We start from the raw sequence: 26,456 nt of genomic DNA on the forward strand, positions 1-26,456 counted from the left end.
AGGCCACCGCCATGCCGCCCGCGCTCACGTCCGCCGCCCGTCCGTCCGCCTTCATCCCCGGCGCCGCCGCGCCGGCCCGCAGCACGCTGCATGCGGTCACGCCCGCGCCGCCGCGCTTTGCGCTGCCCGGCATGCGCGCCGCCACCGCCCAGCTGCTCACCGAGGGCGGCGACGACCGCATCCGGCCCGACGCCTTCGGCTTCAACCGCTACGGCTGCGCCAGCCTGCCCGATGCCGGCATCGTCGAGCTGGGCTCGTCGACCGCATCGGCGCTGTCGCCGGCCGGCTTCGACGCCGCCGCGCGGCTGCTCGGCCGCCTCGCCGGCCGGCCCGAATCGCAGGCCGCCGAAGCCGGGCGCATCCGGCGCGAACTGCTCGCGCTGACCGGCGCCGAGCGCGTCGACGGCAGCGAAGCGGTGCTCGCCGCCTCGGGCACCGATGTGCATCTGATCGCCATCACCCTGGCCGCCGGCCCCGAGCGCGCGCCGGTGCAGGCGGTGATGGCCGACGGTGCCGAAACCGGCAGCGGCGTGCCGCTCGCGCTCGACGGCCGGCACTTCGGCAGCCTGAGCTGCCGGGGCACGCGCGTGGCGCGCGGCGAGCCGGTCGGCGCGCTGGCGGCGGTCGCCACGCCGCGCCAGATCGCGCTGCGCGAGGCCGACGGCCAGCCGCGCCCGGCCGACGCCGTCGATGCCGATTTCGAGGCCGCCGTCGACGCCGTCGTGCGCCAGGGCGAGCGCTGCCTGCTGGTGCTCACCGATGTGTCCAAGACCGGCCTGGTCGCGCCCTCGGCCGACTGCGCCGCGCGGCTGGCCGCGCGCTACGGCGCCCGCCTGACGGTGCTGGTCGACGGCTGCCAGTTCCGGCTCGCGCCGGGCACGGTGGCCGACCATCTGGCGCGCGGCTTTGCGGTCGCGGTCACCGGCTCCAAGTTCGTCGGCGGGCCGGCCTTCAGCGGCGCGCTGCTGCTGCCGGCCGAGCTGGCCCGGCGCGCGCGCGGCACGCCGCTCGATGAATTGCGCGGCTATTCGGGCCGCGCCGACTGGCCGCTGCACTGGCCCGGCGCCACCGCGCTCGACACCGGCGCCAATCCCGGCCTGCTGCTGCGCTGGGAGGCCGCGCTGGCCGAGCTGCGCCGGTTTGCCGCGCTGGCGCCGGGCGCCGCCGACGGCTTTCTGGCCGACTGGGGCGCCGCCGTGGCCGCGCGGCTGGCCGCCGGGCCGCAGCGGGTCGCGCTGGCCGTGCCGGCGCTTGCGCGCGGCCACGACTGGGATGCGCGCCAGACCGTCTTCCCCTTCATCCCGCTCGATGCGGCCGGCCGGCCGCTCGCGCCGGCGCAGGTGGCGCAGCTGCACCGCCAGCTCGCCGGGCTCGATCTCGACTTCGGCGCCGCGCCGGCATTGCGCGTGAGGCTGGGCCAGCCGGTCGCCGCCGGCCTGCGCGACGGCCTGCCGGCCAGCGCCCTGCGCATCTGCGCCAGCGCGCGACTGGTCAGCGATGCGCTCGCCAGCCCGGCCGCGCAGGCCGCCGTCATGCAGCAGACGCAGGCCGCGCTCGACCGGCTCGATGCGCTGCTGACCGCGCCGGCCTGAGCCCGGCCGCCCGGGCGCGGCACCGAACTTGCTCGGAGCGGCCGGTCGCCGGCGCCGTCCGGCCGCCTCCCGTGCGCATTGCCGCCGGAGCCGCGCCGCCGCGCCGGCCCGCGCCACCGCCGCAAGCCGCCCGCGCGGCAATGCGCATCAAGCCCTTTCGGAACTCTTGATGCCCGCCATTGCGCCCCCGGAAATCCTGCTGCTCGCCTTCAGCCGCCAGCTCGGCAGCGATTTCGCCCGCAGCGAAACCCGGCTCGACGACTTTCTGCGCCGCGAACTCGCGCCGGAAAAAAGCCGCGCCATTCTCGACCGGCTGCTGCATTCGATCCTGGCCGATCTCGAACTCGATTCGCCGGCCGCCGACAGCGCCATTGCCGTCGCCCAGCTGGCCGAATTGACCGAGCAATACGCCGCGCTCGAAAACTACGTTGCCACCGGCAGCGCCGGCCCGGCGCAAATCCTGTGGCAATTGGCCAGCCATCTGCTCGCGCCGCAATTGGGCCGCTGGCTTGGCCTGTGGGCCTTGCGCGCCCAATCCGATCCGAGCCTGCCCGACGGCTATCTGCAATATCTGCCGACCGCCGATCTCGGCGCCGATCCGCCGCATCTGAGCCTGCCGCTCGACAGCCGGCTCGACTGGCTCGACCAGGCACTCGACGGCGGCCTCGCGCGGCAATTCGGCAGCGCCGACGCATTCGCCGGCTGGCGCAATGGCGCAATCCCCGACGCCGCTGCAATTCGCGCGCAATTCACTGACGATCTCGAATTGCAATTCAAGCCGCAATTCGGCGCCACGCCGGCGCAATTGCGTCGGCATTTGCTGATCGCGCGCGCGGTGCAATCGGTCTACCTGAGCCTTGGCGCGGCGCTGCACGGCCCGGCCTTCGATCCGCTCGATGCCGACGGTCGCCGCAACAAGGCGCTGCAACTCTTCGATCTGGCCCGGCTGGCCGCCAATCTCACGCTGGTCGCCGCGCGCGATGCCGACAGCGTCGAGGCGCAGGACCAGGCCTTCGAGGCGCTGATTCCGCCGCATCTGCGCAGCGGCGCCTTTTTGGCCGTGCTGCCGTCGCAGGCGCGGCAGCTGGCACGCCTGCTGCCGCGCCTGCTCGAACACCAGCTCGGCGAGGCCACGGCCGACTCGCCGCTCGACGATCTGTTCGCCTACACGCCCTATGAACTGGCCCGGCTCACCCGCGCCGCGCTCGACCGGCTGGCCGGCCTGGCCGCGCGCGACCGGCTCGCCGACGCCACGCGCGCCAGCCTCCAGCGCAAGCCGCACTGGAATCGCGTGGCGCAAATCGGCGATTACGACCTGCTGCGCTCGCTGGCGCGCGAAAAGCCGCTGGCGCTTTCATTGCGCCAGATGCTGCTGCGCCGGCTGCAACAACTGGCCGATACGCCCCGGCGCCAATTCGACACGATTGCGCTCGAACTCGAACAATTGCTCGATGGCGAAGACCGCCGCGCCCGACCCGACGATGCCGCCGACAAGGTCGCGCAATTGCTCGAACGCGCGCGCGCCCATTCGCTCGCCGACGAATTTGCGCCGCAGATTCATTATTTTGCCGCGCTGCATGCAATTGCCGGCGGCGATCTGGCCGAAGCCAATCGCCAATTCGATGCCGCATTGCAGGCCACGCGCCAGCACGGCATTGGCCAATTGCGCCCGCTGATCGCCAACGACGCCTTTGCCACCCTGGTCGCCAATCCGCAGGAAGCCGGCCTGTCCATCGACCGGCATGTCCGGCGTTTCGAGCAGTTGCGGCATTTCGGGCTGTTCCGCAATACCGCGCCCGAGGAATTGCCGGGCTTTCAGCAATACGTGGCCGAGGCCGCCGACTATTTCCATGCCGATCTGGCCTGGCCGTATGCCGGCCCGGCGCGCCGCCGCGCCGATGCGCTGCCGTCCTGGCGCAAGCATTACGAGGCGGTGCTGGAGCTGGTGCTCGGCGGCAATCAGGCCGGGCTGCAACGCTGGCTCGACAAGCAGCACGCGCTGCACGACCGCGGCCTGCGCGATGTCCACGGCGACAGCTTTCTGCTGCATCTGCTCAAGCAGCGCTCGACGCTGGCGGCGGGTCTGGCTGCCGGCAGCCGCAGCGGCCGGCTCGCGCCGGCGCAGGAAAAAGCCCTGCGCGATTTCCTCGCGCACTGGCCGGCAAGCATCGGCACGCTGATCGCGCGCTGGCCAAAACTGGTCAATCTGGCCGATTTCCGCCAGCAGACGCCGCTGATGCTGGCCGCCGACGACGGCGATCTGGCCACCGTGCAGGCGCTGCTGGCGGCCGGCGCCGGCGCCCTGGCGCGCGACCACCTGGGCCGCAGCGCGCTGTTCGCCGCCATCCATGCGCGCTCGGCCGACTGCGTGCGCGTGCTGCTCGACCATGCGCCCGAGCTGGCCCGGCTCAGCGCGCATGACGACGCCAGCCCGCTGCATGCCGCCGTGCGCGTCGGCGCGCCGGCCATCGCCGCCGCCCTGCTCCAGGCCGCGCCCGAGCTGGAAGGCGCGGTCGACAGCACCGGCCGCACGCCGGCCGTGCTGCTGCGCGAACTGCTCCAGCCCGAGCTGGCGGCCAGCCATGCGCGCTACATGCAGGCCAACCGGCGCGCGGTGGGCGATGGCGCCGAGTTCGAGGCGCTGGCGGGGCTGTTGCTGGGCGGGGTGGCGCTGGCCGCCGACTGAGCCTGCAACGGCGGATACACGGGCCGTGCCCGCGCGCCGGCCCGCGCTGCTAGGCTGGCCCGGCCTCCTCGCCGACCAAAGCCGCTGCCATGACCCCGCTCTCCATCCTCGACCTCTGCCCCATCCCCGACGGCCAGACCGCCGCCGACGCCTTCCGACGCGCGGCCGAACTGGCGCAGCACGCCGAAGCGCTCGGCTATGCGCGCTACTGGGTCGCCGAGCATCACGGCATGCCCGGCATCGCCAGCGCCGCGACCGCCGTGGTCATCGGCCACATCGCGGCGGCCACCCGGCACATCCGCGTCGGCGCCGGCGGGATCATGCTGCCCAACCATTCGCCGCTGGTCGTGGCCGAGCAGTTCGGCACGCTCGAATCGCTGTTCCCGGGCCGCATCGATCTCGGCCTCGGTCGCGCGCCCGGCTCCGACCGCGAAACCGCGCGCGCCCTGCGCCGCGACCTGCTGGCCGACGCCGACGGCTTTCCGCGCGATGTGCTGGAGCTGCTCGACTGGTTCGAGCCGCATTCGCCCGAGCGCGGCAGCGTGCGCGCCGTGCCCGGCGAGGGGCTGGCGGTGCCGGTGTGGATCCTCGGGTCGAGCCTGTTCGGCGCCCAGCTCGCGGCCACGCTCGGCCTGCCGTATGCGTTCGCCTCGCACTTCGCGCCAGCGCAGATGATGGCGGCGGTCGCGCTGTACCGGCAGCGCTTCAAGCCGTCGGCGCGGCTGGCCAAACCGCATGTGATGCTCGGCTTCAGCGTGTTTGCCGCCGATACCGATGCCGAGGCGCGGCTGCTGGCCAGCTCGCAGCAGCAGGCCTTCGTCAATCTGCGCAGCGGCCGGCCGGGCAAGCTGCCGCTGCCGCGCGCCGGCTATGCGGAAAACCTCGCGCCGCAGCAGCGCGCCGTCATCGACGACGCCCTCGCCTGCACCGCCACCGGCACGCCCGAAGCGGTCGCCGCCGAGCTGCGCGCCTTCATCGAGCGCACCGGCGCCGACGAGGTGATGGTGGCGTCGGCCATTCACGATCAGGCCTCGCGGCTGCGCTCGTATTCGCTGCTGATGCAGGCGATGCAGGCCGGCGGCTGAGCGCCCTCCCCCCGGACGGCCGGCAAGCTCCCTCACGCAAGGAGACCCGCATGAACCGCCTCATCCCCACCGCGCTGCTGGCGCTCGGTCTTGCCGGCGCGGCCCTGCCGGCGCCGGCCGCCCAGATCGAGATCGACTTCGCCGGCACCGTCACCGGCTTGTACCCGCGCCTGCCGCCGACGCTGCCCAACGAAATGCCGTCGAGCTGGATCGGCCTCGGCATGCACGGCAGCGTCTCGATCGACCTCGATTCGCCCTGGGTCGACAACCGCAGCTGGGCCTATGGCGACGAGCTGGCCGACCTCGGCACGCGGCCGGCCGGCGCGCGCTACTGGCTGCAGGTGAGCCTGACCAATCCCGACGGCAGCCTGGTCGGCCTGCCAAGCCATCCGGCCGGCAACGAAAGTGCCTACGCCGATCTCGCCGACGGCAGTGGTGGCGCCGAGGAATTGCTGATCCAGCGCTTCGGTGCCGCCACGTCGGAACCGCTGTCGCAGGACCGCTTCTCGCTCTACCTGGTGGGCCCGGCCGGCCCGCTGCTCGACGGCACCACCTTCCGCAGCCTGCGCGGCATCGACATCGGCGGACTGGTCTACGACCGCCAGGGCGATGTGTACGGACGGACCGACGATGGCCGGCGGGTCGGCTATGCCTTCCACATCGATTCGATCAGCCTCACCAACAGCGCGCCGGTGCCCGAGCCGGCCGCGGGCCTCGCGTTCGGCGTCGGGCTCGGCCTGCTCGGCTGGCGCCGGCGCGCGCAGGCAGTCGCCGGCGCGCGCTAGCCGGCCACGCCGCTCAGATGTCGGCCTTCAGGCTCAGCATGAAATTGCGCCCCGGCTGATAGCTGTACTGGTCGAAGCGCGCGCCCTTGCTGCTGGCCGAAATCGCCGTCGCCGACTGGCCGTTGAACAGGTTGTAGACGCCCAGCTGCACCTTGGCATTGCGCAGGCCCGGCACATCGACCAGCACCCGGCCCGCCGCCAGATCGACCGTGTTGTAGGCCGCGATGCGGTATGCCGCCGGCTCGCCGTCCTTGGCGAACTGGCTGCCCACGCGCTTGCCCACCAGCGAGCCGTTCCACACGCCGTCGCCGTAGAACACGCCGCTGGCCGCCGTCATGCTCGGCGCCTTGGCCACTTGCAGGCCGCTGTCGTTGGCCTCGGCGCGGTTCACCGAGCCATTGCCGTGCAGCGAGAAGCCGCTGCCCGCGTAGTACGTGAGCTGGGCCTCGGCGCCCTTGTAGGTCACTCCACCCTGGTTGTAGTAGACGAGGTCGTTGCCGGTGCCGGTCGACGCGATCTTGTTGCTGAAGCTGATGCGGTACAGGTCGGCGTCGAAGGCAAACCGCTCCGACTTGTGCACCACGCCCAGTTGCAGATTGCGCGAGGTCTGCGGATCGATGCTGCTGCGCGACGGGTTGTTCACATAGAAGTACGACAGGTCGGGCACCAGCATGCCGCGCGCGGTCTGCGCGTACACCGACCATTCCCGCGCGAGCCGATAGTTGGCCGTGAGAAAGGGCAGCGTGGTCGTGTAGGTGTGCGAGTACTCCAGCGGCGTGCGCGTGGTCTGGTTCACGCGGGCGTCGATCGAGCGCTCGAAGTGGACGTACTTGTAGCCGGGCGTGACGGTCAGCGCCTCGGTCGCGCGCCATTCGAATTCGGCAAACGGCTGGACCTGCTTCCAGCCCGAGTCCTGGTCGTAGGCGATGTCCTTCGGCGCGCTGCTTTCCTTGGGGTTGGGAATGCCGCCCAGCGTCCAGTCGAGGTCGCGCGTGTTGCGCAGCGTGCTGGCGTGTTCCCACCACAGGCCGGTGCGCGCGGTGCCGGCCGCAAACGTCTTGCCCAGCACCAGGATGTCGCCGAACACGCGATAGGCGTTGAGCTTGCTGTAGCCCGGCACATCGGTGTTGCCGGTGGCGCCGGCCTTGGTGCCGTTGGCAGTCGCGCCCGAGGCGTCCTGGCCCGACAGCGTCTGGTTGTTGTAGGCGTAGGTGTAGAGCTTGTTGTCGAGCGCGAAGCCGTTGCCCAGGTCGCTGACCAGACCCAGATAGTCGAAGTCGGTGCGCTTGCGGACGTTGTTGTAGCCCCAGTAGTTCTGGCTCTTCGGGTCGGCATTCAGGCTGTAGCTCTTGCCGAACAGCGCTACCTGCTCCTGCGTCACGCCGGCCTTGTCGGGCGCGTTGTACTTCTCGTCCGAGCGCGCGGCGAACAGCGTGAGCGTGGTGCCCGGCACCAGCGGCAGCTGGGCCTTGAAGGTGACGTTGTCGCCGCCGAAGCCGCTCCAGGTCTGGCGCCCGTTGGTCTCCACATGCGAGACCTGGATCGACGCGGCGAGGTCGTGCGATTCCTTCAGCACGCCGGTGTTCACCTCGGCGCCGATCAGCCGCGTGTTCCACGAGCCATAGCTGGCGAAGGGGCTGAAGGTGGTGGTCTCCATCAGCTCGCGCGACACCAGGTTGACCGAGCCGCCGAAGGTGGCCTGGCCCAGGTTGCTGGCCGTGCCCGGGCCGCGTTCCACGCTGGCGCCGCCGATCACCGTGGCCGGGAAGTAGGCGTTGGAATGGTGAGTCGGGTTGTTGGTGTCGGCGAAGGGAATGCCGTCGAAGGTGACGTTGTATTCGCCATCCTGGAAGCCGCGCAGCGTGAGCTTGGATTCGCCCAGGCCCGGGCCGTTGGCGGCCACGCTGCCGCCCACGCTCGGCGCGATGCCGATGATGTTGGTGTAGTCGCCGGTCGGCGCGACGCTGTCCTCGATGTAGGCGCGGCTGATGATCGATTGCGGCTGCGTCGCCTTGAGCGAGGCGCTCGGCGCGCTGCGGCTGGCGAGCGTGGGCACGTCGTCGCGCAGGCCCTTGACGACGACGGTGTCGAGCACCGGCTCGGCGGCATAGGCCGACTGGATGGCGGCGGCGAGCAGGCCGAGGCGGACGGCGTGGCGAAGCGGGGCGGAGGTTTTCACGGGCGGAGGCGATCGGGGCTGGAAAGGCCGCGATGCTGTTTCCCGTCAATGTCCGCGGGGTGAATCCGGCGCGATTGCCGGCGCGCCAGCTTTCAGGGCGATTGCTCCGTCACGTTTGCTTGCGCTGTCATTGGCGTGTCGCGTCCGGCGCCGACGCGCGCGTGGCGGGATGCCGCTTGCGCCGGATCATGCCCAGCGCCAGCAGCAGGCCGCCGCCGAACGCCGCCGACGCCGCCGGCTCGGGCACGGCGGTGATGTAGCTGCGCGCGTAATCCACGCCCGACAGCGAGCTGACCGACCAGCCGGCCACCTCGGCGCCGTTCATGTACACGCCGGTGATGCCGCCCCATTCGATGCGCGACTGCGACAGGGCATTGCCGCCCTCGACCATGCTGCCGATGGTGGTGGCGGACAGGCCCAGCTCGGCGGTCCGGGCACCGCTGTAGAGCGGCATGTAGAAGGTGTACAGGTCGCTGTCGGCATAGCGGCGGTTGTCGCCATCGACGATGTTGTGGACCCGGCCGCAGACGCCGGCGGCATCGCAACTGACGTCCTCGCCGCTGTAGAACCGGAAGTCGTTGTTGGCGCGCCAGGAAAACGTCACGCTGGCCCCGGCCGAATCGCGGAGCGCGCCCGCGCCGACCGTGGGGTCGGTGTAGACGCGCAAGCGCACGCCGACGACGGCGCGCGCCTCGCCGATGAGGCCCGGCACGTCGAACAGCAGCTGGTCCCGCACATCGGCTGCGGCATGGCCGCTGGCGCCGCCTGGCGCCGTCCCGGTCGCCGCCAGCACCGACGTGGCCGTGCCGGGCGCGGTCACCAGACTGGCCCGCGTGTCGGCGCTCCAGCCCGCGCCGCTGTCGCCGATGTGGCCGTCCCAGCGCTCGGGCGTGTCGCTGCCCAGCAGGACCGACGTGGAATTGAAGCCATGACCCGAAACGTCGTAGGCGGTCAGATAGGCATTCCGGCCGTAGTAGCGGTCGACCCAGCTCGTGGGCGCGGCCAGCGCCGGCGCGGCCAGGCCAAGGCCGAGCAGCAGCGCCAGCGCTACGCGCGGCGGGCGGACGGAAACGGGTTGCGGCATCGTGATCTCCCTGCGGTCGTGGAACGACCGGCACGGCGGCGCCGGCCGGTGCGCGCAAGACTAGCCACGGCCGCGCCAGCCGCCACGGCTGTTGCAATCGGCCGCGCGGCGTTCAGCCGGCCCGATCCTTCAGCTCGACCACCCGCATCAGATTGGTCGTGCCCGACTCGCGGAACGGCAGCCCGGCCGAGATCACGATGAACTGCCCGGCGCGGCCGAAGCCCTGTTCCAGCACCGTGCGGCAGGCCAGCGTGCTCATCTGGCCCACGCGTTCCACCTCGGCGCACTTGACCGGATGCACGCCCCACACCAGCGCAAGGCGCCGCGCGGTGGCCTGATGCGGCGTCATGCCGACGATGGGCGCCTTGGGCCGCTCGCGCGCCATGCGGATCGCCGAGAAACCGCTGCTGGTGTAGGCCACGGTGGCGCAGGCGCCGAGCAGCGCCGTGGCCTGGCGCACCGCATAGCCGATGGCGTCGGCGGCGGTGGCCTTGGGCTCGGTGTGCGAGGTGTCGAGCACTTCGCGGTACCAGGGGTCGGCCTCGGTCTGCTCGATGATGCGATTCATCATCGCCACGGCTTCGGTCGGGTAGCGGCCGCTGGCCGATTCGGCCGACAGCATCACCGCATCGGCGCCGTCGTAGATGGCGGTCGCCACGTCCGAGGCTTCGGCGCGCGTGGGCACCGGCGCGGCGGTCATCGACTCCAGCATCTGCGTGGCGACGATCACCGGCTTTCCGGCCTTGCGGCAGGCGCGGACGATGCGCTTCTGGATCGCCGGCACCTGCTCGGCCGGCATTTCCACACCCAGGTCGCCGCGCGCCACCATCACCGCATCGGCCACCTCGACGATGGCATCGAGCGCGGCAATCGCCGACGGCTTTTCGAGCTTGGCGACGATGCCGGCGCGCTTGCGCACGATGTCGGCGATCTCGGCGATGTCCTCGGGCCGCTGCACAAAGCTGAGCGCGACCCAGTCGACGCCGAGCGTGAGCGCGAAGTCGAGATCGGCACGGTCCTTGGGCGTCAGCGCCGACATCGGCAGCAGCACGCCGGGCACGTTGACGCCCTTGCGGTCGGACAGCGCGCCGCCGTTGACCACGCGGGTGCGGGCATGGCGCGCGTCGCACTCCAGCACGTCGAGCCGGATGCGGCCGTCGTCGAGCAGCAGCGCGGTGCCGGCATGCAGCGCGGCAAAGATTTCCGGATGCGGCATCGGCACGCGGCGCGCGTCGCCGGGCCGGTCGGCATCCAGGTCGAGCGTGAATTCGGCGCCTTCGGCCAGCGTGATGGGGCCGTCGGCAAAGCGGCCGATGCGCAGCTTGGGGCCTTGCAGATCGGCCAGCACGGCGATCGGGCGGCCGGTCTCGCGCTCGATGTCGCGCACCAGCTCCAGCCGGCGCGCATGGTCTTCATGGCTGCCGTGGCTGAAGTTGAAGCGGAACACGTCGGCACCGGCGGCAAACAGCGCGGCGATGGCGGCGCGGTCGGAACTGGCCGGGCCGAGGGTGGCGACGATCTTGGCGTTGCGGGTGCGGCGCATGGTTGGGTCTCCTCCGGGAATGGCAATCGTGACGCGGCGCCTGGAGCGCAGCGGTGAGAAATGCTTGCCGGCAGTGCAGCGCCACGCCATTGCGGAAAGCAACGACACGGCACTCGCGAAACTGACGGTCCACGGGGTATGCCCGGGGCCGGGAGGAAATCGGGCGGGGGCGCGGGGCGGCGGGGCGCTGACGCAAAGGTCAGGCTGCCGCCCGGATCGGCCGGGCGCCCGCTGGGCCGCGGCCTTCGCAGGAAGGCCGGGCTGCCGTCGCGGAACGACTGCGCGGGGCGGCCACTTTAACGCCGGGCCGCGCGGCGGGCGGGCATGGCCCGCCGATCGATGCGCTTACAGGCGGATCGACGGACGCAGCTTGTCGAGCAGCTTCTGGCCGATGCCCTTGACGTCGAGCAGCGCCTCGATGGTGTGGTACGGCCGGCCGGCGATGATGGCCTTGGCGATCGGCTTGCTCAGGCCCTTGACCGCGAGCAGCTGCGATTCGGTGCCGTTGTTGACCGACACCAGCGTGAGGTCGGGCGCGGCTTCGGCCTTGGGCGCCTTGGCCGGCTTGCCGGCCTTGGCGGGCTTGGCCGGGGTGGCGGGCGCCTTGGCGACCGGCGCGACCGAGGCGGTCGGGGCGGCCGGAGCGGCGACCGCAGACGCGGCCTTGGGCGCGACGGCGGCGACCGCATCGGTCGCGGCCTTGGCGATGGCGGCAGCCTTGTCGGCGGCATCGGCAGCCTTGCTGCGGGCGGCCGGGGCGGCGGCTTCTTCGGCGACCGGCGCTTCGATGGCGGCCACCGGTTCGACGGCAGCAGCCGGCACCTCGACGGCGGCAACCGGTTCGGTCACGGCAACCGCCGCTTCCGGCGCCTGCGCCTCGGCGAGCGTGGCGGCGTCGGCCATGCCGGTGCCGGCGGCCACGCCGTCATGCTCGGGCGCGCCGAAGTATTCGGCGGTCACCACATGCGAGGCGGCGAATTCCACGTAGTCGCGCGTCAGCAGGCCGGCCGGGGTCCATTCGCGCAGCATCAGCACCAGGCGCCATTCGCCGGCGGGCAGCGGTGCGGCCTGGCATTCGGCGCGCAGGTCGTGGCGCCATTCGCCGCCGGCCAGCCGGTCGACCGGCGTGCCGGCCACCAGAATGCCGCTGAAGGCGCCGCCGTCGTAGCGGTGGTCGAGCGCCCAGAGTTCGAGCGCCAGGTCGCCGCTCAGATTGCCCTCGGCGCGCGGATTGGCGATGGCGTCGACGCCCAGCACCACGCGGGTGCCGGCAAAACCGGCATCGCTGCCGAAGCGGTAGCCGACCGCGCCGGCCAGACGCGGTTGCAGGAACACCTGGGTCTGGTCGAACTCGGCGCGGTCGAGCAGCGTCTCGTACTGGCCCGGCGTGCCGGCGCACAGCGCCAGTTCCAGCGTCCATTCGCCGTTGCCGGCCGGTGGCAGCGCCACGGTCCAGCCTTCGATCTGGCTCGGCCGGCCGCCGACAAAGCGCAGCTCGGCCACCTTGACGCTGGTTTCCAGCGCCGCACCGAGCGGCCGGGCGCGCAATTGCAGCGCATAGGCCAGGTCTTCGGGCGCGTCCGCCGCCCAGTCGAGTCCGGCGTTGAGGCAGACGAAATCGCCTGCGAGGCGATAGCCCCGGTTGCCCGCGAAGCGCGCGGCGCACGAACGGTCGGAAAGGGTCGGAACGGAAAGAAGATCGGTCATCGCAGGCACGGCCAAGGGCAAAGGGGCCGCGATTGTAGTCACCTCAGCGTGTCGGCGATCGGGCAATGAATGCTGCACCTGCACAGCGCCGACCGGCGGCGTGAGACTGCAAAGCTTTGCAGCATGCCGGCCGCGCGCCGCTGGCCCGGCATGCGCCAACATGCGGACCGGATTCAACTTTTGCCTGAGCGATGCGCCTTCCCATCCAGCATTTCGCGCTTGGCCTGCTGGCCGCCGCCGCGCTGCTTTACGGCACCGCCGTTGCACTGCACAACAGCCATCCGGCCTGGGGCTATGTGGCGGCCTTTGCCGAGGCCGCGATGGTCGGCGCAATCGCCGACTGGTTTGCCGTGGCGGCGCTGTTCCGGCATCCGCTCGGGCTGCCGATTCCGCATACCGCAATCGTGCCCGCCAACAAGGAACGCATCGGCGCCAATCTGGCCGAGTTCATTTGCGCCCATTTTTTAAGCGACGAGCAGGTGCTGGCCAAGCTGCACGGCCTGAAGGCCGGCGCGCGGCTGGCCGACTGGCTGGCCCGGCCCGACAACGCGCACGCCGTGGGCCGGCAGCTGGTGGCGCTGGCGCGCTACGGCCTGGAGGCGCTCGACGACGACCGGCTGCGCGCCTGGCTGCGCGTCACGGTGGTGGCGCGGCTGGAGCGGGTGGATGTGTCGGCGCTGGCCGGCCAGCTGCTCGACCTCCTCACCGCCGACCGGCGCCATCAGGCGCTGCTCGACGAGGTGCTGATGCAGATCGCGCTGCTGCTCGACGATCCGGCGGTGCAGCAGCGGATTGCCGGCGCGGTCGGCGAGGAGGTCGGCTATCTGCGCTATCTGGGGCTGAAGAACATGGCCGGCAATTTCGCGGCCGACAAGCTGGTGGCCGGCGTCGGCCGGCTGCTGGGCGACATGGCGGCCGATCCGCAGCATGAGTTGCGACTGAAGTTCGACGCCTTCGCGGCCGAGTTCATCGACAAGCTCAAGCACGACCCGGCATTCCGGCTGCGCGCGGCGGCGCTGCGCGACGAGGCGCTGGCGCATCCGGCGCTGGCGGCCTATCTGCATGAGCTGTGGAGCGAGCTGCTCGGCTGGCTCAGGGACGATCTGGCGCGCGCCGACTCGACGCTGGCGCGGCGGCTGGCCGATGCGGCGCTGACGCTGGGCGCGCGGCTGGCCGCCGACCGGCCGATGCAGGACTGGATCGACGCCCAGCTGGTGGCGGCCGCGCCGCCGCTGATCGGGCGCTACCGCGAGGACATCCGGCGCTACATCGTGGCGCGGGTCGCGGCCTGGAACACCGAAGAGATGACGGCCGAGCTGGAGCGGCATCTGGGGCGCGATCTGCAATTCGTGCGGATCAATGGGACGGTGGTCGGCGGGCTGGTCGGGCTGGCGATCCATGCGGGGACGCGATGGCTGGCGTCTTAGTTGCGCGGCTGGCGTGGCGCGGCATTCGGCCGCCGGGCGCCGACGCGAGCGGCCGCCGCTGGAGGCGGCGGCTGCCCTTCGCTCCGGCGCCAGTCGCCGGCCGGTCCGCCAACTCAGGCCGCTTGCGCGGCCTTCAAACATGCGGACCTGAACCGCTGCGCGGTTCACCGGCGGCTGGCGCCTGCGCTCGGCGCTCACGACGGCGCCCGGCGGCCGAATGCCGCGCCACGCCTTTTCGGTTCGGAGGGCGATTGGCGTCCTTGGCGGACGCCTGCTGCGGTGGCGGTTGTGCTGGTTGTGCGCGGCGGCGCTTTGCTGGCGGGGTACGGCTGCGCTGCTTTGGCGGCTGGGTTGCGGCGGTCTGGCGCCGGTGCGTGCTCCGTTCCTTTCGGCCATGAGCGCTCGTTTCAGCTTGCGGCGCTATCGCGCTGACGACGCTGCGGCGCTGCGCGCCGTGTTCGAGTCCGCCGTGCATGAAGTGGCCTGCGCGCACTACTCGCCGGCCCAGCTCGCGGCCTGGGCGCCGGCCGATCACGATCCGGCGCTGTGGGCGGCGCGGATGGCGCGGCTCGATCCTTTCGTGGCCGAAGTCGATGGCGTGGCGGTCGGCTATGCCGATCTGCAAGCCTCGGGGCTGATCGACCATTGCTTTGTCGCCAGCGCGGCCGGCGGACGCGGCGTGGGCCGCGCGCTGCTGGAGCGCATTGAGGCCGAGGCGCGCGAGCGCGGCATCGCCGAGCTGCATGCCGAGGTGAGCCTGACGGCGGAAGGCTTCTTCGCGCGGATGGGCTTTTCGGTGGTGAAGCGCCAGCTGGTGCAAGTGCGCGGCGAAGTGCTGGCCAACGCCGTCATGCGCAAACCCCTGCCCAACCCGATCGCCAGCCCCAGGGCCGCAACGCGGCCCCATCGGCCCGAGTAGCCAAAGCGCTGCCGGGAGGGTGGCGCTGGCGCGCGACTCGTGGGCGCCGCGTTTGCCCGGCGCTGGCGGGCGAACGCCGCAGGCGTTCAGGCCCGCATGTCTGAAGGCCGCGCCAGCGGCCTGAGTTGGCGGGCCGGCCCGTCAGCGCCGGGCAAACGCGGGAACCCGCCGCAGGCGGGCGCCCGCGTCGAGCGCGCCAGCGCCACCCGCCCGGCAGCGCACCCCAGCTCAACCAAAGCGAATCACGCCGCAGCCGCCAGCCGCCAAAGCCGAGTCACCTCCCGCATCCGCGCCGCATGCAGCGGATCGGTCGGGTCGAGCGCCTTGGGATGGCGCGGCCGCATGTCGGTCGTGCCGACCACCACCAGCCCGGCCGCCTCGAACATCGCCTTGAGCTCGGCGCGCGTGCGCAGCCCCAGATGCTCGGCCAGATCGGACATCACCAGCCAGCCCTCGCCGCCGGGCGCCAGATGCTCGGCCAGCCCGGCCAGAAAGCCGCGCAGCATCTGGCTGTCGGGGTCGTAGATGGCGCGCTCGACCGGCGCGGCCGGCTTGCCGGGCAGCCAGGGCGGATTGCAGACCACCAGTTGCGCGCGGCCGGCCGGGAACAGATCGGTCGCCTCGACGCGCACGCGCGACGCGTAGCCGAGGCGCGTGAGGTTCTCGGTCGCGCAGGCCAGCGCGCGCGGATCGATGTCGGTGGCGACGACGCGCGCCACGCCGCGCTGGGCCAGCAGCGCCGCGATCACGCCGGTGCCGGTGCCGATGTCGAAGGCCAGCTCGCAGCGCTCGGGCAGCGGGGCGCGCGCCAGCAGGGCCAAGTATTCGCCGCGCACCGGCGAGAACACGCCGTAGTGCGGATGGATGCGGGCCGCCGCGAGCGGGCCGATTTCCACGCCGTTGCGGCGCCATTCATGCGCGCCGACCAGCCCGAGCAGTTCGCGCAGCGACACGGCGGCGGCATTGGCATCGGGCGCGCCCCAGACCTCCTGGCAGGCGGCGCGCACATCGGGCGCGCGGCGCAGCGGAATGCCGTAGTCGGCGTCGAGCGGGATCAGCAGCATGCCGAGGGTGCGCGCGCGCTGGGCCTGGGCGAGGCGGTGGCGGTGGAAGTCGGCGACCGCGATGACCGAGACCGGCCGCGGCACGGCGGCCTTGCCGCTGTCGGGCAGGACGGCGCTGACGGCCTCGGGCGCGGCAGCGGCGGCCTTGGCGGCCGGCGCGGCGCGGCGGCGCTGCTTGCGCTCGGGCACGTTGCCGATGCGCCGGGCCATGGCCTGGAGCAGCTGGCGCGCGTTCTGGAAGTCGCCGGTCCACAGCAGCGCCGTGCCTTCGCAGGCGAGCCGGTAGGCCACGTCGGCGGGAATGCGGTCGTCGGCCAGCACCACGCGCTTGGGCGGCGCGACGCCGGCTTCGGAGCGCCAGCGCGCGCTGTAGGTGCCGCCGGCCGAGTCGGTCCAGTGCAGCAGCGGTAAGCCGGCGGCGTCGGTGGCGTCGAGCGTTTCGGGCGCCTCGGGCGTGGCGGCGGGAGCGGTGTCGCCGGCGGGATCGGCCGCGGGATTTGAGGGGGAATGCGTCATGCGGCCGGCCTGTGTGGAATGCGGAAGGCCGGGCATTGTCGCCGACCGCCGGCTACAGCGTGCGCAACTGGCGCCAGGCCAGCCGGGCGCAGGCGTCCCAGCCGAACTCCTCGCGCAGCCGGCGCGATGCGGCGAGCGCCCGGGCCTGCCACAGCGCATGCGCATCGCGCAGGTCGCGCAGTGCGCGCACCAGATCGGCCAGATCGGGCAGCGCCCAGTCGCCGAAGGGTTCGATGCCGTAATCGGCGCGGTAGTAGTGGGCGTAGTCGGGATCGTCGATCGGCCCGCGCCGGTAGCCGATGGGCCGGAACAGCCCGCCGATGCGCGCCAGGTATTGCGACTGGCCGCTGCAATCGACCGCCGCGAGCGGCAGGCCGCAGGCCAGCGCCTCCAGCGCCGGCAGGCCAAAGCCCTCGGCCTTGGACGGGAACACGAAGGCATCGGCCGAGCGGTAGAGCTGGGCCATCTGCGCATCGCTGAACTCGCCCGCCAGCACCTCGATGCGCGCATCGCCGGCCACGCGCTCGCGCAGCGCCAGCACCCGCTCCGGAAAACGCGGGTAGTCGGCCTTGAGCCGCAGCCGCACGCGCGGATGCAGATGCGCCGGGAAGGCCAGCGAGAACGCCGCGATCAGCTCGTCCAGGCTCTTGCGCCGCTCGACCTTGCCGACCGACAGAAACACGAAGCCGTCGTGCGCGAGCGGTGCCGGGTAATAGTCGAGCGGCTCGACGCCCTCGGGCACAGTGACGACGCGCGCTGGCGGCAGTCCATGCGCCAGCAGCACGCCCCGGCCCCAGTCGCTCGGCGTCCAGACCGCGTCGAAGCCGGCCAGCGACTTGACCCAGGGCGGCGCCAGCCGGTCGCTTTCAAACACCGCCCAGGCCAGCTTGCGGCCGACGAATTCGCCGAGCAGATGCGCGAACTTGAGCGTGAAGAACAGGGTGATCTGGTCGGCCGGCGCGCGCTCGGCATCCATCAGCGCGACCACGGCGCCGGTGTCGGCCGGATCGATGCTGACGATCTCGGTCTCGGCGCCGGCCAGCCGGCGCAGCGCCGCGTCGAAGGCGCTGGCATGCCGCCCTACACCGGTGAGGTTGGGCTGGTAAATCAGATTGATGCGCGACGGCGCGGCAAAAGCGGACATTCGACAACTCCAGGCGCCAAGATGCGCGGCTCGTCCCAGCCGGGTGGCGCAATCCTGCCGCCCGGCGCCACCGGAGAATCCTCGATGAAAGCCGCTTTCCTGCCGCGCCGCCGCGCGCTGCTCGCCCTGGCCGCCGGCCTGCCCTTCTCGCGCGGCGCGCTGGCCGGTCCGCTCGACGCCCTCAGCCAGAGCGACAGCGCCGGCGGCCTGCGCGCCGCGCTGGAGCAGGGCGTGAGCGCGGCGGTCGGCAAGCTCGGCCGGCCCGACGGCTTTGCGGCCGACCCCAAGTTGCGCATCAGGCTGCCCGGCGCGCTGGAGCAGGCCCGGCCGCTGCTGGCCATGACCGGCCAGGGCAAGGCGCTCGACGAGCTGGAGCTGGCCATGAACCGCGCCGCCGAGCAGGCGGTGCCGCTGGCCAAGCCGCTGCTGCTCGATGCGCTGCGCAGCATGAGCGTCGACGATGCCAAGCGCATCCTGACCGGCGGCGACACCTCGGCCACCGACTACTTCCGCGCCAAGACCAGCGAGCCGCTCGGCGCCAGGTTTTTGCCGATCGTCAAGGGCGTGACCGACCGCGCCGGGCTGGCCGGCCAGTACAACGCGCTCGCCGGCCAGGCCGCCGGTCTGGGCCTGCTGCAAGGCCCGGAGCGCTCGGTGGAAAGCTGGGTGACCAGCAAGGCGCTGGCGGCACTGTTCACCGCCGTGGGCGAGGAGGAGAAGGCGATCCGCGCCAATCCGCTCGCGGCCGGCAGCAAGCTGGCCGAGAAGGTGTTCGGGCTGCTGCGCTGACGTGCCGCGCGGCCGGCCGGCGGACAGCGCGGCCGCCGCGCCGGGCACAATGCGCGCCCTGTTGCGCCGGCCCCGGCGCATTCCTGCTGGAGCAAGACCATGTCAATGAAGCGCACCGACCTCGAAAAGAACAAGGCCCTCAAGCTCGACAACGCGCTGCGCGCCGCCCTGCCGCCCGACCGCTTTGCCAAGGGCAGCACGCTCGACAAGCGCGAGCGCCGCAAGCTCGACCAGGCGCGCGGCCTGATCCCGTTCGCCGTCAAGCTCGAACAGACGCTGGTCAACGAGGTGCGCGCCGCCGCCGCAGCCGCCGGCCTCGATCTGGACGACGCAGTCGCGGCGCTGCTGCGGCGCGGTCTGGCCGCCGGCCCGCTCGAAGCGCCGGCCGAAGCTGCGGCCGAGTAAGGCGCCGCCGCGCCCGCATGCGACGATGCGGGCCGCGATTTCCCCCTCTCAATTCGTGGCGAAGGACTGGCAATGCGGCATGTGGTGTTCAACCAGAAGGGCGGCGTCGGCAAGTCGACCATCACCTGCAACCTCGCGGCGATCAGCGCCAGCCAGGGCCGGCGCACGCTGGTGGTCGATCTCGATCCGCAGGGCAATTCGTCGCACTACCTGCTGGGCGCCGGCGCCGCCGAGGAGCGCCCGCATCTCGCCGAATTCTTCGACCAGACGCTGAAGTTCGTGGTGCGGCCGCGCCCGACCGCCGACTTCGTGGCCGCCACGCCGTTCGAGAACCTGTGGCTGCTGCCGTCCTCGCCCGAGCTGGAGGAGATGCAGTCCAAGCTCGAATCGCGGCACAAGATCTACAAGCTGCGCGAGCTGCTGGCCGAGCTGGCCGGCGGCTTCGACCAGGTGTTCATCGACACGCCGCCGGCGCTCAACTTCTATACGCGCTCGGCGCTGATCGCCGCCGAGGGCTGCCTGATCCCGTTCGACTGCGACGATTTCTCGCGCCGCGCGCTGTATTCGCTGCTCGAAAACGTGCGCGAGATCCAGGCCGACCACAACCCAAAACTCAAGGTCGAGGGCATCGTGGTCAACCAGTTCCAGCCGCGCGCCAGCCTGCCGCAGCGGCTGGTGCAGGAACTCGTCGACGAGGGGCTGCCGGTGCTCCAGCCCTATCTGAGCGCCTCGGTGCGCATCCGCGAATCGCATGAGCAGGCGCTGCCGATGATCCATCTCGACCCGCGCCACAAGCTCACGCAGGAGTTCGTCGCGCTGCACGCCGGCCTCGCCGGCTAGAGCCGGCAGCGCCCGCCATGCGGCCGCGCATGGCGTCAGGCGGGAAATGCGCGCGCGAGTGTCCAAACGCGGCGTCACCTGCAAGAGTGAACTGCCATCGCTAACGGGACTAGTTCACGTTCCCGTCGGAGCCGATGCCGAGCGCCGCGAACCCGTCGCTAGCATCGGCGCCCATGCCAGTACCCAGCGATACCCATGCAAGGCTGTCCGACCTGATCGGGCTCATCTACGACACCGCCTCGCGGCCGGGCCTCTGGCCGCAGCTGCTCGATCGCCTCTCGGCCTTCCTCGACCGGCCCGGAACGCCGGCCGACGGCGACGGCGCCGAACCCATGCTGGCGCTGCTCGCGCCGCACTTCGTCCGCGCCCACGACATGCAGCGCCGGCTCGCCGAAAGCGATGCCGCGCGCGACCTGCTCGACGGCGTGCTCGATCGCCTGCCGCTCGGCATGGCGGTGGTGCGCGGCGACGGCGCGGTGCTGTGCATCAATGCCGCGCTGCAAGCCCTCACCCAGCAGAACGGCGCGCTCGCGCAGGAAGCCGGCCGGCTGGTGTCGCGGCCGCGCGAGCTGCTCGCCGGCACGCTCGATCTGGCCCAGTCGGGCGCCGGCGAACTGCCGCTGCGGCTCGGCCAGACCGGCATGGCCGGCGCGGTCTCGCTGTGGATCAGCCGGCTCGGCCCGGCCAATGGCAGCCCGCTGTTCCTGGTGATGGCGGCCGGTCCGGCCTCGCGCGCGCTGTCGCAGGAAGGGCTGTGCGCGCTGTTCGGCCTGACGCCGGCCGAAGCCCGCGTGACCCAGCAGATCACGCTCGGCCGCAGCCTCGACGAGATCGCGGTCGGGCTGTCGGTCTCGCTCAACACCGTCAAGACGCATCTGAAGCGGGTGTTCTCCAAGGTCGGCGTGCGGCGCCAGCCTGAGCTGCTCCAGGCCATCTACTCGAGTCCGCTGTGGTTGCAGGCGCCGCCCGCGCCGGCGCCGGCCGCGCTGCCGAGCCCGTTCGCGGCCCAGCCGGTCGCGCCCTATGCGCTGGCCGCCGCGCCGGGCCAGAACGGCGCCGACGGCCTCGGCCTGCGGCTGGCCGACGGGCGCTGGCTGGCCTATTCGGACAGCGGTCCGGCCGACGGCCGCCCGGTGCTGCTGATGCACGGTCTGGCCGGTTCGCGCTTTCTGCGCCATCCCGACGACGGCGTGCTGCACCGGCTGCGGCTGCGGCTGATCGTGCCCGAGCGCCCGGGCAGCGGCGATTCCGATCCCCTGCCCACGCGCAGCATCGCCGACTGGGCCGCCGACATGGCGGCGCTGGTCGGCCAGCTGCGGCTCGGGCGCTATTCGCTGCTCGGCTATTCGGCCGGCGCGCCGTATGCGCTGGCGGTGGCGCTGGCCGATCCGGTACGCGTCGAGCAGCTCGGGCTGGTGGCCGCAATGCCGCCGATCGAGCGCATCGACGACCTCGGCGCCTATGCGCCCAGCCTGCGCATGAGCCTGATGCTGGCGCGCCATGCGCCGGCCCTGCTGCCGCCGCTGCTGCGCGGCACGGTCAAGAGCGTGCGCGCCGATGTCTACCGGCATCTGGAGCAGACGCTCGACAGCGCCACCGAGGCCGACCGGCTGGCGCTGGCCGATCCGCGCCTGCGCGCCAGCTATGCGCAGGGCCTGCTGGCCAGCGTGCGGCGCGGCGAGCAGGACCTGGTGACCGAGCTGCTGCTGCTGGCGCGGCCCTGGGAGCTGGACCTGTCCCGGCTCCAGCCGCCGGTGCGGCTGTGGCATGGCGAAGGCGACGGCATGGTCGCCATCGAGGCGGCGCACAAGCTGGCCGAGCGGCTGCCGCGCGCCCGCGTGCTGCCGCTGCCCGAGGCCGGGCATTACGCGCTCTATTCGCACTGGACCCGCATCCTCGCCGAGCTGGTCGGCGGCTGAGCCGGCGCGGCCGGCGGACGGTGGCGCCCAGGCCGCCGGCAGGCGGCCGGCCCGGCCGGGAACCGCCACCGGGCGCGCACTGTCTGCGCCCTGCCCCGGCCACCGCGCCGGCCCTCTCCTCCGCCTGCCCATGACCCAGCCCCCCAAACGCATCGCCATCGTCGGCGCCGGCATTGCCGGCAGCGCCTGCGCGCGCCAGCTCGCGCTGGCCGGACTCGCTCCCGTGCTGTTCGACAAGGCGCGCGGCGCGGGCGGCCGCATGAGCACCCGGCGCGGCGAGCACGGCGGCGCCGACGGCCGGCCGCAGCCCTTCGCCTTCGACCATGGCGCGCAGTACTTCACCGCGCGCCATCCCGACTTCATCGCCGTGGTCGATGCCGGCGCCGATGCCGGCTGGATCGCGCACTGGGCGCCCCGGCTGGCCGGCGAGGCGCGCGCCGGCAGCCTCGCGCCGCCGGCCGCCCGGCCCGACCGCGAGCTGCGCCATGTGGCCGTGCCCGGCATGCCCGAGCTGGCGCGCCGGCTGGCCGAGGGTCTGCCGCTGCGCACCCAGGCCCAGGTGACGGCGCTGGAACGCGACGGCGCCGGCTGGCGACTGCGTTTCGCGCCGGCAGCGGCGCCGGCGAGCGCAACACCGGCCGCAACGCCGACCACCTCGGCCGCGCCCACCGACGACGAAGGCTTCGACGCCGTGCTGCTGGCGCTGCCGGCCGAGCAGGCCGCCGCGCTGCTGGCCGCGCATCGCGCCGACTGGGCCGCCGCCGCGCGCGCCACGCCGATGCTGCCGTGCTGGACGCTGATGGCCATCACCGACGCGCCCGACTGGCCCTATGACGCGGCCTGGCCGACGCGCGGCCCGCTGGCCTGGATCGCGCGCAACGACAGCAAGCCGGGCCGCCCGCGCGAACCCGGCCGCGCGCACTGGATCGCCCAGGCCAGTGCCGACTGGAGCCAGACCCAGCTGGAGCTGGACCCGGCCGAGGCCGCCGCGCGGCTGGTGAGCGAACTGCGCGCCGCGCTCGGTCCGGCCGGCGCGCGGCTGGCGCTGCATCACGCGGTGGCGCATCGCTGGCGCTATGCACGCCCGGCCGAAGCCAGCCCGCTGGCCACCGGCGCGCCGTGGTGGGATGCGGCGCTGAGCCTCGGCGCCTGCGGCGACTTCCTCGGCGGGCCGCGCGTGGAAGCGGCGTTTCTGAACGGCCGGGCGCTGGCGCAACGGCTGCTGGCCGGCTGAGTCGCGCGGCGCGCCGGCATGCCGGCCGGCGCACGGACCCGCGCAGACAGGCGCACAGTCCGACGCCCGCGCCGCAGCGCAGCGCCGGCGCGTCAGCCGGCGCTGCGCCCGCCCCGGCCCCAGCGCAGCACCTGCGCATACAGCCGCGCCACGTCGAGCGGCTTGCCGAGGTGGTCGTCCATGCCGGCGGCCAGCGCGCGCTCGCGGTCCTCGGCCAGCACGCCGGCGGTCATCGCGATGACCGGCAGCGCTTGCAGCGCGCTGCGGGCGCGGATCTCGCGGGTGGCGGCATAGCCGTCCATGCCGGGCATCTGGCAGTCCATCAGCACGCAGTCGAAATGCGGATCGGCGTCCAGCCGGGCCAGCGCCGTCGCGCCGCTGTCGGCGCAGCTCACGTCCACGCCGGCATGCGCCAGCAGCTCGCGCGCCACCTCCTGGTTGACCGGGCTGTCGTCGACCAGCAGCACGCGCAGCCCGGCCAGCTCGGCCGGCGGCGCGGGCATGACCCAGCGCGGCCCGGCGGCGGCCGCGTCGTCGGCGCCACGCCCGCCCGTCGCCGGCAGCGGCCGCCGGGTGCGCAGCAGGCAGTCGTGCAGCGACGACGGCGTGACCGGCTTGGACAGCACCTCGGCCAGATCGAGGCCGGCGGCGGCGCGCAGCGCCTCGCCACGGTCGAAGGCGGTCACCAGCAGCACGCGCGGCACCCGGCCGCCGAAGCGCGCCGCCAGCCGCTCGCCGAGCCGGCGCGCCACTTCCACGCCGTCCATGCCGGGCATCTGCCAGTCGATCAGCACCCAGTCCCAGCAGGCGTCGGCCAGCTCGGCCTGATCGAGCGCGGCCACGCCGTCGGGCGCGCGCGCCACCGCCAGGCCGAGCGATTCGGCCATCTCGCCGAGCACTTCGCGCGCATCGGCGTTGTCGTCGACCAGCAGCAGCCGGCAGCCGCGCAGTTCATGGTCGAGCGGCAGCGTGGCGCCACCGCCGACGCCAAGTCGCGCATGAAAGTGGAAGGTGCTGCCGATGCCGGGCTGGCTCTCGGCCCAGATGCCGCCGCCCATGCGCGTGACCAGTTCGCGGCAGATGCTCAGCCCGAGCCCGCTGCCGCCGAAGCGCCGGGTGGTGCTGCTGTCGGCCTGCACGAAGGGCTCGAACAGCCGCTCGCGCTGGGCCGGCGACAGGCCGATGCCGGTATCGCGCACCCAGCCGTGCAGCAGCAGTTCGCCGTCGCGCGGCTCGCCCAGGCTCAGGCCCAGGGTGACGCTGCCGCGCTCGGTGAACTTGATGGCATTGCTGGCCAGATTGACCAGCACCTGGCGCAGCCGGGTCGGGTCGCCGACGAGGCGCGCCGGCAGGTCGGCCGGCGCGCTCACCAGCAGCTCCAGCCCCTTGCGCGCGGCGGCGTCGGCGATCAGGTCGATGCAGTCGTCGAGCAGCTTTTGCGGCGCGAACTCGACCCGCTCCAGCTCCAGCCGGCCGGCCTCGATCTTGGACATGTCGAGCAGGTCGTCGAGCAGATGCAGCAGGTCGAGCGCGGCGCGATGGGCCTTGCCGATCTGGTCGCGCGGCCGCTCGCCGAGGCCGTCGTTCATCAGCGCCAGCCGGGTCATGCCGATGATGGCGTTCATCGGCGTGCGGATTTCATGGCTCATGTTGGCCAGGAAGGCCGACTTGGCGCGGGTGGCCTCCTGCGCCGCCGCGCTGGCGGCGCGCAGCGCGTCCTCCGACGCCTTGCGCGCGCTGATGTCGTCGACCACCGCGAAGAACTGGCCCTCGCCCTCGTCGCCCACGCGCATCAGCGCCACGCTGGCGGTGAAGCTGGCGCCGTCGATGCGGGTATGGGTCCAGTCGAAGCGGCGCGAGCCGCCGGTCTCGATGCCGTCGCCGTCGCCGAGGATGTCGCGCACATGCGCCTCGCTGCTGCGGCCGTCGGCCTGGAGCGGCGGCGACAGCGGCGCGCGCCACGGCAGCAGGCCTTCGAGCGCGCCGGCATGGCTGGCGCCGAACAGCCGCAGCGCGGCCGGATTGCAGCGGTGGATGCCGGTGTCGAAGTCGAAGAAGAAGAAGGCGACCGGCGCATGCTCGAAGGCGGCGTCGAAGCGGCGCTCGGCGGCATGGCGCGCGGTCACGTCGAGCCAGAAGCCGTCGATCAGGCTGGCGCCGCCGCCGTCGGTCGAGCGCCGGCCGTCGACCGCGATCCAGCGCTCGCGGCCGTCGATCACCGCCATCACCGTGCGCGGCGCGGTCGGCGGATCGCGCGGATCGAGCCCGAGCAGCTGCCACGGCCGCTGCGGCGCGGCATGCAGCGCCTCCTCGCTCAGGCCGAACAGCCGCGCCGCGCCGCCGCCCACGAACACGAAGCTGGTGCTGCCGTCCTCGGTCACGCGATAACGGAACAGCGTGAGCGGCAGCGAGGCGACCATGTCGAGCAGCTCGCTGCGGGTGCGCCGGACCAGCCGCTCGCGCTCGTTGCCGCGCCAGCCCAGCCACACCAGCGCCCAGCCGACGATGAGCGCCAGCATGGTCACGTTGAGCACGCCGGCGATCACGGTCGGCTCCTCGTCGAGCGGCGCCAGCACCCAGACCCGGTAGGGATAGCCGGCCACCGCCTGCGCGCGCACCAGATGCGGCCGGCCGTCGATCTCGACCGCCGGATGGGCGCTGCCGGCGAACTCGCGCGTGGCCGGAGTCCAGTCCAGACGCGGCGGCAGGCGCAGGAACTGCTGGGTCAGCCGCGCCTCGGCCCCGGCCGGATAGGGCAGCAGCGGCAGCTGCGACAGCACCAGCGCGGGCCGGTTGGCCGCGATGACGATGCCGTCGTCGTCGGTCAGCAGCAGCAGCGCGCCGGTGGCATCGGCGAACAGCCGCTCCAGCGCCGCCGGATCGCTCTTGAACAGCAGCGCGCCGAGGGTGCGGCCGGCCTCGGTCACGCGCGCCACGAAGCTGAAGCCGCGCTTTCCGCTCACGCTGCCCACCGTGTACATGTAGCCGCGCCCGTCGCGCAGCGCCGCGATCACCGCGCTGCGGTCGTTCACGTTCAGGCCGATGGTGTCGCGCTCGCCGGCGGCATAGCCGCTGTCGACCAGCGACACGCCCTCGGCGCTGATGAGCGCGGCCTGCTGCACCTCGAAATCGCGCGTCAGGTCGAGCAGCCAGTGCGCCATCGCCGGCACCTCGGGCCGGCCCAGCAGCGCGCGCCGCGCCAGCTCGGCCTCGGCGGCATCGGCCGGCGGCTGTGCCGGCCCGGGCCGGGCGCGCAGAAAGCCGGTCACCTGCGGCAGCCGCGCCACCGTCACCGGCAGCGCCGACCACTGGCGGAAGCTGATGTCGACGTTGTAGACCGCGCTGCGCAGCCGGTCGGCGGCCTCGGCATCGATGTCGGCGCGGTAGTCGGACAGGCGCCGGCCGCCGATGAAGGTGGCGCCCAGCAGCACCACCGCCAGCCAGGCCGTCGCCGCCAGCAGCCAGCCACGGCCGCTGCCCTCCGTGCGTGCCGCGTCGCTGCGCCCGATGCTGGCCTGCTTTGGCATCGCTCCCGCTC

At 72.9% G+C, this 26,456-nt stretch carries 18 protein-coding genes; 11 read left to right on the forward strand and 7 right to left on the reverse strand.

The window, feature by feature from the left end:
* Positions 1-11 precede the first annotated feature (11 nt).
* The 4 genes from B9P64_RS16995 (at position 12) to B9P64_RS17010 (ending at position 6,148) form a co-directional block, all read left to right on the forward strand.
* Positions 12-1,592 carry a hypothetical protein gene (locus B9P64_RS16995; RefSeq protein WP_085317196.1) on the forward strand — a complete coding sequence of 527 codons (1,581 nt, stop codon included), beginning with the start codon at positions 12-14 and terminating at the stop codon, positions 1,590-1,592.
* A gap of 169 nt (positions 1,593-1,761) precedes the next feature.
* Positions 1,762-4,278: an ankyrin repeat domain-containing protein gene (locus B9P64_RS28130; RefSeq protein ID WP_085317197.1), complete on the forward strand. Its 2,517-nt coding sequence runs from the start codon at positions 1,762-1,764 to the stop codon at positions 4,276-4,278.
* A gap of 89 nt (positions 4,279-4,367) precedes the next feature.
* Positions 4,368-5,363, forward strand: coding sequence for an LLM class flavin-dependent oxidoreductase (locus B9P64_RS17005; RefSeq protein WP_085317198.1), 996 nt, complete (start codon positions 4,368-4,370; stop codon positions 5,361-5,363).
* Positions 5,364-5,413: 50 nt separating this feature from the next.
* A complete protein-coding gene (locus B9P64_RS17010; protein ID WP_085317199.1) occupies positions 5,414-6,148 on the forward strand; it encodes a PEP-CTERM sorting domain-containing protein in 735 nt (244 codons plus the stop codon).
* A 13-nt stretch (positions 6,149-6,161) separates the two neighbouring features.
* Here the strand turns inward: B9P64_RS17010 and B9P64_RS17015 are convergent, their stop codons facing one another.
* The 4 genes from B9P64_RS17015 to B9P64_RS17030 all read right to left on the reverse strand — a co-directional run bounded on the left by B9P64_RS17015 (position 6,162) and on the right by B9P64_RS17030 (position 12,661).
* Positions 6,162-8,327, reverse strand: a complete 2,166-nt coding sequence (locus tag B9P64_RS17015) for a TonB-dependent receptor (protein ID WP_085317200.1) — start codon at positions 8,325-8,327, stop codon at positions 6,162-6,164.
* A gap of 127 nt (positions 8,328-8,454) precedes the next feature.
* Positions 8,455-9,411 carry a PEP-CTERM sorting domain-containing protein gene (locus tag B9P64_RS17020; RefSeq protein WP_085317201.1) on the reverse strand — a complete coding sequence of 319 codons (957 nt, stop codon included), beginning with the start codon at positions 9,409-9,411 and terminating at the stop codon, positions 8,455-8,457.
* Between the two features lie 112 nt (positions 9,412-9,523).
* The gene (gene pyk / locus B9P64_RS17025) at positions 9,524-10,954 is read right to left on the reverse strand and encodes a pyruvate kinase (RefSeq protein ID WP_085317202.1); all 1,431 of its coding nucleotides are present in this window, start codon (positions 10,952-10,954) and stop codon (positions 9,524-9,526) included.
* A 345-nt stretch (positions 10,955-11,299) separates the two neighbouring features.
* Positions 11,300-12,661, reverse strand: coding sequence for a ComEA family DNA-binding protein (locus tag B9P64_RS17030; RefSeq protein ID WP_085317203.1), 1,362 nt, complete (start codon positions 12,659-12,661; stop codon positions 11,300-11,302).
* 191 nt (positions 12,662-12,852) lie between these two features.
* Here B9P64_RS17030 and B9P64_RS17035 point away from each other — a divergent pair, with 191 nt between their 5' ends.
* Positions 12,853-14,088, forward strand: coding sequence for a DUF445 domain-containing protein (locus tag B9P64_RS17035; RefSeq protein WP_235840024.1), 1,236 nt, complete (start codon positions 12,853-12,855; stop codon positions 14,086-14,088).
* A gap of 394 nt (positions 14,089-14,482) precedes the next feature.
* Positions 14,483-15,007, forward strand: a complete 525-nt coding sequence (locus B9P64_RS17040) for a GNAT family N-acetyltransferase (RefSeq protein ID WP_085317204.1) — start codon at positions 14,483-14,485, stop codon at positions 15,005-15,007.
* A gap of 242 nt (positions 15,008-15,249) precedes the next feature.
* On the opposite strand, the gene B9P64_RS17045 is transcribed toward B9P64_RS17040, so the two are convergent.
* Together B9P64_RS17045 and B9P64_RS17050 are read right to left on the reverse strand one after the other, a co-directional pair.
* Positions 15,250-16,587 carry a methyltransferase gene (locus B9P64_RS17045; protein ID WP_085317205.1) on the reverse strand — a complete coding sequence of 446 codons (1,338 nt, stop codon included), beginning with the start codon at positions 16,585-16,587 and terminating at the stop codon, positions 15,250-15,252.
* A 52-nt stretch (positions 16,588-16,639) separates the two neighbouring features.
* Positions 16,640-17,731 (reverse strand): glycosyltransferase, encoded by a 1,092-nt coding sequence (locus B9P64_RS17050; RefSeq protein WP_085317206.1) that lies wholly within the window; start codon positions 17,729-17,731, stop codon positions 16,640-16,642.
* 84 nt (positions 17,732-17,815) lie between these two features.
* Between B9P64_RS17050 and B9P64_RS17055 the strand changes: the two genes are divergently transcribed.
* The 5 genes from B9P64_RS17055 to B9P64_RS17075 all read left to right on the forward strand — a co-directional run bounded on the left by B9P64_RS17055 (position 17,816) and on the right by B9P64_RS17075 (position 22,918).
* Positions 17,816-18,520: a DUF4197 domain-containing protein gene (locus B9P64_RS17055; protein WP_085317207.1), complete on the forward strand. Its 705-nt coding sequence runs from the start codon at positions 17,816-17,818 to the stop codon at positions 18,518-18,520.
* 99 nt (positions 18,521-18,619) lie between these two features.
* Positions 18,620-18,925: a hypothetical protein gene (locus B9P64_RS17060; RefSeq protein WP_328589876.1), complete on the forward strand. Its 306-nt coding sequence runs from the start codon at positions 18,620-18,622 to the stop codon at positions 18,923-18,925.
* A 72-nt stretch (positions 18,926-18,997) separates the two neighbouring features.
* Entirely contained in the window at positions 18,998-19,765 is a 768-nt protein-coding gene (locus tag B9P64_RS17065) for a ParA family protein (protein ID WP_085317209.1), read from the forward strand.
* Between the two features lie 173 nt (positions 19,766-19,938).
* Positions 19,939-21,684: an alpha/beta fold hydrolase gene (locus tag B9P64_RS17070; protein ID WP_085317210.1), complete on the forward strand. Its 1,746-nt coding sequence runs from the start codon at positions 19,939-19,941 to the stop codon at positions 21,682-21,684.
* A gap of 130 nt (positions 21,685-21,814) precedes the next feature.
* On the forward strand, positions 21,815-22,918 hold the full coding sequence (locus B9P64_RS17075) for an NAD(P)/FAD-dependent oxidoreductase (protein WP_085317211.1): 1,104 nt from the start codon (positions 21,815-21,817) through the stop codon (positions 22,916-22,918).
* Between the two features lie 92 nt (positions 22,919-23,010).
* Here B9P64_RS17075 and B9P64_RS17080 read toward each other — a convergent pair whose 3' ends face one another.
* A complete protein-coding gene (locus tag B9P64_RS17080) occupies positions 23,011-26,445 on the reverse strand; it encodes a response regulator (protein WP_176256862.1) in 3,435 nt (1,144 codons plus the stop codon).
* Positions 26,446-26,456: the final 11 nt, after the last annotated feature.

Source organism: Derxia lacustris (genome assembly GCF_002105195.1).
GTDB classification, from domain to species: domain Bacteria; phylum Pseudomonadota; class Gammaproteobacteria; order Burkholderiales; family Burkholderiaceae_E; genus Derxia; species Derxia lacustris.

What these genes read in the sequence shown, in the direction of transcription:
- B9P64_RS16995 (WP_085317196.1), top strand. Translation starts at nt 12, where the DNA reads ATGCCGCCCGCGCTCACGTCCGCCGCCCGTCCGTCCGCCTTCATCCCC.
- B9P64_RS28130 (WP_085317197.1), top strand. Translation starts at nt 1,762, where the DNA reads ATGCCCGCCATTGCGCCCCCGGAAATCCTGCTGCTCGCCTTCAGCCGC.
- B9P64_RS17005 (WP_085317198.1), top strand. Translation starts at nt 4,368, where the DNA reads ATGACCCCGCTCTCCATCCTCGACCTCTGCCCCATCCCCGACGGCCAG.
- B9P64_RS17010 (WP_085317199.1), top strand. Translation starts at nt 5,414, where the DNA reads ATGAACCGCCTCATCCCCACCGCGCTGCTGGCGCTCGGTCTTGCCGGC.
- B9P64_RS17020 (WP_085317201.1), bottom strand. Translation starts at nt 9,411, where the DNA reads ATGCCGCAACCCGTTTCCGTCCGCCCGCCGCGCGTAGCGCTGGCGCTG.
- pyk (WP_085317202.1), bottom strand. Translation starts at nt 10,954, where the DNA reads ATGCGCCGCACCCGCAACGCCAAGATCGTCGCCACCCTCGGCCCGGCC.
- B9P64_RS17030 (WP_085317203.1), bottom strand. Translation starts at nt 12,661, where the DNA reads ATGACCGATCTTCTTTCCGTTCCGACCCTTTCCGACCGTTCGTGCGCC.
- B9P64_RS17035 (WP_235840024.1), top strand. Translation starts at nt 12,853, where the DNA reads ATGCGCCTTCCCATCCAGCATTTCGCGCTTGGCCTGCTGGCCGCCGCC.
- B9P64_RS17040 (WP_085317204.1), top strand. Translation starts at nt 14,483, where the DNA reads ATGAGCGCTCGTTTCAGCTTGCGGCGCTATCGCGCTGACGACGCTGCG.
- B9P64_RS17045 (WP_085317205.1), bottom strand. Translation starts at nt 16,587, where the DNA reads ATGACGCATTCCCCCTCAAATCCCGCGGCCGATCCCGCCGGCGACACC.
- B9P64_RS17050 (WP_085317206.1), bottom strand. Translation starts at nt 17,731, where the DNA reads ATGTCCGCTTTTGCCGCGCCGTCGCGCATCAATCTGATTTACCAGCCC.
- B9P64_RS17055 (WP_085317207.1), top strand. Translation starts at nt 17,816, where the DNA reads ATGAAAGCCGCTTTCCTGCCGCGCCGCCGCGCGCTGCTCGCCCTGGCC.
- B9P64_RS17060 (WP_328589876.1), top strand. Translation starts at nt 18,620, where the DNA reads ATGTCAATGAAGCGCACCGACCTCGAAAAGAACAAGGCCCTCAAGCTC.
- B9P64_RS17065 (WP_085317209.1), top strand. Translation starts at nt 18,998, where the DNA reads ATGCGGCATGTGGTGTTCAACCAGAAGGGCGGCGTCGGCAAGTCGACC.
- B9P64_RS17070 (WP_085317210.1), top strand. Translation starts at nt 19,939, where the DNA reads ATGCCAGTACCCAGCGATACCCATGCAAGGCTGTCCGACCTGATCGGG.
- B9P64_RS17075 (WP_085317211.1), top strand. Translation starts at nt 21,815, where the DNA reads ATGACCCAGCCCCCCAAACGCATCGCCATCGTCGGCGCCGGCATTGCC.
- B9P64_RS17080 (WP_176256862.1), bottom strand. Translation starts at nt 26,445, where the DNA reads ATGCCAAAGCAGGCCAGCATCGGGCGCAGCGACGCGGCACGCACGGAG.